Consider the following 5,721-nt stretch of genomic DNA (forward strand, 5'->3'; position numbering starts at 1 on the left):
ACAAGCCCGACAAACCTGATGAAATACAGCCTAAGCCCCTAAAACCAGCCACTTGGGCGGGGTTGCTGAAGGGACTCGACGATTGATTCTGTGATACATGGAAAAATTGCGGCCTTAAAGGGGAGGTATTCCGGCTATCCCTATAGCCAGTTTCCGATTCGGAAACTCCCCTAACCCAGAATATTTCCACCTGGGCTATAGGGCCCGTTATACGTGGGTATAACAATCAAGAAAAATCCAGTCACGGTCTGTCGAGCCGCTCAGCCCCCACATCAGGCATGTTGAGCCAGCCCTCAACGTCATCTTGCTGATCACTTTCAGACAGGGGCACCCAATCCCGACTCTCGCTGATCGCGCGCTGGCTCATGGGGGAGTGCTTCTTGGATTGGATGGGCAGAGTGTCTTCCATGAAGCAGGGATAGGTCTTAGAAAAAACGCTTAGCTTTTTTGCTCCTGTCTTCCAGCAAAAGGTAGGTCACTGACATTGAAATGTAGACCTGTAATCAGGATTGAAGGGCGCTGCATACGCGTAGCTACCCCCTCACTGTAGGTATATTACGGTCAGTTTCCGGTGGACTAATATCCATTCAACGCAAAAAAGCCCACCAAGGTGGGCTTTTTTGTTGAGTACAATTGAACATAGCACTCGTTTTTTATAACTTATTTAGAAACGTATTAACTGCTACGAGAGATTATCTTTAATCCACTGCCCGTCGCACATAATATTTCTCCAAGCGGCTGCTCTGTCAGTTTTGAATACTGCAATTCTGCCACTAAAATTTTTAGATATATTACCTCTTACATCTGCAGCACCATCTTCAGTAACTACAATCCAAACATTACTTGTGATTTGAGCTTTGACATTATATACATCTAATGCCTTCTCAATTTTCGCAGTTTCTACTTTATCACCTTCGTAACAAACAATATAAGAGCTCATTTGTTAGCTTTTCCCAAAATAGTAGCCGATCACCAATGAAGCGATAGGAACAGAACTTTGAAAAATACTTCCAGACAAATCTTTCAACCTATCACTAAATAGGTAATCAGGCATAATATTAACCAAAAACACTAGCACGTTAAACAATAGCAAAGCCAACAGTATATACTTTGCAAGTGCTAGACGCTCTTTATCCAAATCAAAAGAAGCATCACCCACATCGACATCTTGCAGATTAAATACGGTTTTCTTAGCAATAGCAGATTTTCCAGACATACTAAATGCCCATAATCTTTGCTATTATTTTTATATTCTCTCCACCCTTGTCTTCAACAACAGCAAGTGTTCTACCGTTCTGCTTTTCATCTTCAGCGAGTTTATACAATGCAAAAGCCCTGCGAATAACCTCGCCTTTAGAGATACCCTCTCTACTGGCAGTGTCTTCAATCAACTCTTCCATTTCAGAAGAAAGCTTTACACTCATACGAGACATTTTCGCCTACCTTACTTTCTGAAAAAACCGTAGAATACGCACCTACACATGACACCATTCTGGTGCAAAAATGGTGCGCACGCAATTAAAAGGGATCCCTGTGACGCAAGATTCTGAAAATGAAGCCGTTTTTAAAGACGACATCACGGCTATGGAGACTGTGCTCACCGAAAATCCCGAGCAATCCACACCTGCGCAAGACCAAGCCAGCTGTGAGGATGAGATCATTGAAGAAGTAGACGCCATTACAGAGTCTATTTTCTATAATGCTAAAAGCATTACTAGTATAAACAACATAGTATGCCAATTACATAAAGACAATAAAAACTTCATTAGTGAAATAACTAAAGAAGCAACGAAGCATATTTTTGAAGAGATAATCGAGCCTCGCCTAAAAGAAAAATATAAAGTTATTTTTCTTTACTCGAAAATGGACATAGTCCGGGCGCATGCGAGCCGAATACACTCTTGCCTGTATAGCGATAAATTAAAGTCAAGACGAAAAGACATACTGCTATTTCTTAAAAGCAAAGGCGGCGAACTAGAAACTGCATATTTAATCAGCAAAATGTGCGGAAAAGTAAAAGGGAAAAAATTTGTAGTCGCTATACCTGCAGAAGCTAAATCAGCAGCTACTCTTTTATCTCTAGGTGCAGATGAAATACATATGGGCCCACTCAGTGAGCTAGGTCCAATTGACCCTCAAATTGACGGGTATCCAGCTTTGGCATTTGCTAGTGCCATTGAAAAGCTAGCGAAGATAGCAGTAGCACACCCTGGTTCTGAAAAAATATTCTCAGAGTACTTGGCGCAAAGTAAATTGAATTTAATAAACCTAGGGCATTATGAGCGTAAAACTGCATCTGCGTCTCAATATGCTACACGCTTATTAAAACAACGTACTAGATTATCCGAAGAGACCTATAAAGGTCAGATGTCTGATGAAGACATCGCGACACACTTTACGACACACTTCAAAGACCACAATTTTGTTATCGACGCTGATGAGTCTATAACCATACTAGGTAAAAACTCAATAAAAGTAGAAACTGATGAGTATTATGCTAGTCATCGAATAAATTATTTTGTTGAAAGTCTACAAATGTCATTAAATGTATCAGTCGATGTTAATCTGTCTATAGCCATTATTGGCGATAAATTAATTATTGCGTAAGAACATAACTATTTGTGGAGCCAAAACTCTACGGTACTGCGCGATGGCCAGCACCTGCTCAAACTCGTCCTGAGGTGCAGAACATCGTGCCCTGTATGATTTTCTACCAGCATGCCTCACGCCGGTTTGCCAGTAGGCACTGTCCTTGATGTTACAAACGCCCTGCTAGCCAGCGCTTCCAGGGCGTTAGCTAGCGCCGTAAAGGCGAGAAGCAGCCCTTCCACTACTTTTAGCTTTCCGCAGCGACTGTAGGCCATACAGCGCCTTGGCGCAGGACTTGATATTGCCACATGTGGATTAAAAAGCTCATCACATAGACGCGGCTTATGCCCGTCCTACGCAAAGCCTCGTTACGTGGCAAAAATCCACTTCAGCCTTCGGGACCACTTACGGTCAGCAGCCATACACCATGCTTTTTGGCAGGCAAATGTGGCACAAACGAGGCGCGAATACCTATCCTGCACTAGACCCTCTCATCGTCCAAAAGATGAGGACCTTTGATGCTCTATTAATACGTTTTTAGAGCATTTATTAAGCAGTTTTCACGCATAAAAAATCATCCCTAAAGCAATAACATTCAGAAAATTTCTTTTTGTACTCACTAGTGAATGGATACTGGGCCGATAGAAAAAACGGAAAAAATCGTACGCTAAGCAGGCCGCTTGTCTGATTGAAGCCATAGAGGTTGGCTGCGATATGCCAGGAACTGCCCTAGCTCAACGTTGTGCAGCCTGACGCCCAGCAGGGCGCTGCCCCGTGCAGGCTTCCCGTATTGCTATGTGCGATAAATATCCGACAGGATGGCCAGTCATGTGATGCCAAAAATGGAGCTTTTATGAAAGACGGTCTTTACGCTGTTAATTTCAAATCATCCAGCCAGGACTTTGGAAGTGGTGTCATTAGCGTTCAGAAGGGAAATGTGAATGGTGGCGATCATGGCTACTTTTACCAAGGGCACATAGTCATAAACGACTCAAAATTGAGCGGTACTATTCAGATCAAACAATGGAACAGAAACGTCCCTTCAGTGTTTGGCCCAATACCTCAATTTGACCTTCCTTTGGCAGGTCAGTTTGAAGGGGATAGCTTTGAGCTACAGGGCTCGGTCGCTGGCCAAACCATTAAGATCGTTGGCCGTTATCTTGCGGGGCTAGTTTAAATTTTACCTGCGGGCCTTAGGTTCGATGCCTACGGCTCGTAGGACCTCAATCTGACAGGCTGCCTGCGTAGCTTACGGTTTTCCGGTTTGCTATTCCCCCAGGCGCTGATTACTAGCAAGCGGAGCGCGCAGACCGTAGGTAGCAGCGTGAAGGAGCGAAGCAGCCGTATTGAGTTCTGTGATCCTGCTGGGTAGTAGCCGGCGCACAGCGACTGGAAGGCTGCAGCTCTTGAATTTCAGTAACGTCTTTAATCCCCCTTGCTCTTTTTAAATCTTGTTTTTCTTGTTTTTTCTTGTTTTAAGATCTGTAAGTCATTGATTTTAAAGGATTTTTCCTTGAGTTCAGGGAGAGATTCCGGGTTGAAGGGGGAGAGATTCCGGGTTGAAGGGGGAGAGATTCCGGGTTGAAGGGGGAGAGATTCCGGGTGTTGTCCACAGAACAGGGAGAGCGTGTTACTGTACTCCCTCTCTCTGTAACCCCCATCAGGGAGAGATTCCGGGTAAGGAGTGCACGATGGAGCTGGTAGATAACAAAGTCACACAGTCGAATAGGTTAATTGAGTCATCACATACCCTGACACTCAATGAAAAGCGTCTTATCTTGGCCGCGGCATCGATGATCGACTCACGCAAACCTCTGCCTAAAGATGGTTATTTCACTATCCGGGCCGACTCCTTTGCCGAAGTTTTTGGCCTAGACGTGAGCCACGCTTACGAAGCCCTCAATGACGCTGCAAACCGGTTGTTTGAGCGTGACATTCGTCGCTACGCAAAGGGCAAAATAGTTGAACGAATGCGCTGGGTTTTCCATGTGAAATACAAGGAAGGTCAGGGCTGTGTAGAGCTCGGATTCTCTCCAACCGTATTGCCCCACCTCACGATGCTGAACAAGGAGTTCACCAGCTACCAGCTTAAGCAAATCGGCAATTTATCCAGCTTCTACGCTATTCGACTATACGAACTGATGAGCCAATTCCATAAGCTGGGTCAACGGGAGTGTACCCTTGACCAATTGCGTCAAATGTTCGATTTGGGAGATAAATATCCTAATGTAAAAGACATGCGCCGCTGGGTGCTGGACACAGCCCTGAGGGAACTAAATGCAGGTACTGATCTGGCTGTGAAAGCAGAACCACGTCGGCAGGGTCGAAAGATTATCGGCTTCGTGTTTAGCATCACCAAAAACGACCAGATGGCATTGGAGTTATGACGACTATCCGCAAATGGGCTAACTACGATGTGGCCCGTAACCGCCTGCTAATGCAGATCAGCAAACTGGATCACTCGATTGACCAAGAGCAATCCGCTACGGCACCAGATGCAGAAAAAATCGACGCCCTGGAGAACGAGCAAAGCGCTCTGATCGATCAGTCCGACATGCTCAGTCCTGACCACCTTGATCTGACCAGCAAAATCACCTCTTCAGAGTAGTTGGCCCAACAGCTGCTGTAGCTCCTGCCAGCGGTCATCTAGAAATGGCTATAGGGAAAACCGAAATCTCTTTCTGTTCGGTCGAACCAAGATCATCTAGATTAAGATTCCTCTATTGGCACACTTTGGCACAGTCCACGACTATGGTTTGGCACACCCTAAAAGAAGCGATGACACTGACCGGCAGAAGCCGGCGCTCGCTTTATCGTGATATGGCTACAGGGCTTGTTTCATATGGTGTTGACACTTACGGGCACCGTAAATTTGAAACGTCTGAGCTTATGCGAGCTTATGGGGCACTTGTGCCAGTGGCACACACTGGCACATCAGATGTGGCACACACTGGCACATCAGAAATAGCTAATCCATGGGACCAAGTCCTGGCTGAGCTCCAGGCACTTCGCCAAGAAGTGCAGGAGCTAAAAAGCACGATACTGCGACTTGAACACAAGCCCGACAAACCTGATGAAATACAGCCTAAGCCCCTAAAACCAGCCACTTGGGCGGGGTTGCTGAAGGGACTC

At 45.4% G+C, this 5,721-nt stretch carries 7 protein-coding genes; 4 read left to right on the plus strand and 3 right to left on the minus strand.

Annotated elements, in window-relative coordinates; translation table 11 throughout:
• Nucleotides 1-682: 682 nt before the first annotated feature.
• Genes FEZ21_RS22335 through FEZ21_RS22345 form a run of 3 tightly spaced genes read right to left on the minus strand, consistent with a single transcriptional unit; the run spans nt 683 to nt 1,433 of the window.
• Nucleotides 683-940, minus strand: a complete 258-nt coding sequence (locus tag FEZ21_RS22335) for a hypothetical protein (RefSeq protein WP_160628446.1) — start codon at nt 938-940, stop codon at nt 683-685.
• Nucleotides 941-943: 3 nt separating this feature from the next.
• Entirely contained in the window at nt 944-1,216 is a 273-nt protein-coding gene (locus FEZ21_RS22340; RefSeq protein WP_160628448.1) for a hypothetical protein, read from the minus strand.
• A 1-nt stretch (nt 1,217) separates the two neighbouring features.
• Complete coding sequence (locus FEZ21_RS22345) at nt 1,218-1,433, minus strand: ribbon-helix-helix protein, CopG family (protein WP_160628450.1); 216 nt, start codon at nt 1,431-1,433, stop codon at nt 1,218-1,220.
• Nucleotides 1,434-1,503: 70 nt separating this feature from the next.
• Here FEZ21_RS22345 and FEZ21_RS22350 point away from each other — a divergent pair, with 70 nt between their 5' ends.
• The 4 genes from FEZ21_RS22350 (at nt 1,504) to FEZ21_RS22365 (ending at nt 5,197) form a co-directional block, all read left to right on the plus strand.
• Nucleotides 1,504-2,607: an ATP-dependent Clp protease proteolytic subunit gene (locus FEZ21_RS22350; RefSeq protein ID WP_160628452.1), complete on the plus strand. Its 1,104-nt coding sequence runs from the start codon at nt 1,504-1,506 to the stop codon at nt 2,605-2,607.
• Between the two features lie 835 nt (nt 2,608-3,442).
• Entirely contained in the window at nt 3,443-3,766 is a 324-nt protein-coding gene (locus FEZ21_RS22355; protein ID WP_160628454.1) for a GrlR family regulatory protein, read from the plus strand.
• A 514-nt stretch (nt 3,767-4,280) separates the two neighbouring features.
• Nucleotides 4,281-4,976, plus strand: coding sequence for a replication initiation protein (locus FEZ21_RS22360; protein WP_238840070.1), 696 nt, complete (start codon nt 4,281-4,283; stop codon nt 4,974-4,976).
• Nucleotides 4,973-5,197 carry a hypothetical protein gene (locus FEZ21_RS22365; RefSeq protein ID WP_160628456.1) on the plus strand — a complete coding sequence of 75 codons (225 nt, stop codon included), beginning with the start codon at nt 4,973-4,975 and terminating at the stop codon, nt 5,195-5,197. Before FEZ21_RS22360 ends, FEZ21_RS22365 begins: the two co-directional genes overlap by 4 nt.
• The last annotated feature ends 524 nt before the right edge of the window (nt 5,198-5,721 follow it).

Origin of the sequence: Pseudomonas sp. 9.1(2019), from assembly GCF_009910445.1 — a bacterium.
In the GTDB taxonomy this organism is placed as follows: Bacteria; Pseudomonadota; Gammaproteobacteria; order Pseudomonadales; family Pseudomonadaceae; genus Aquipseudomonas; species Aquipseudomonas paraversuta.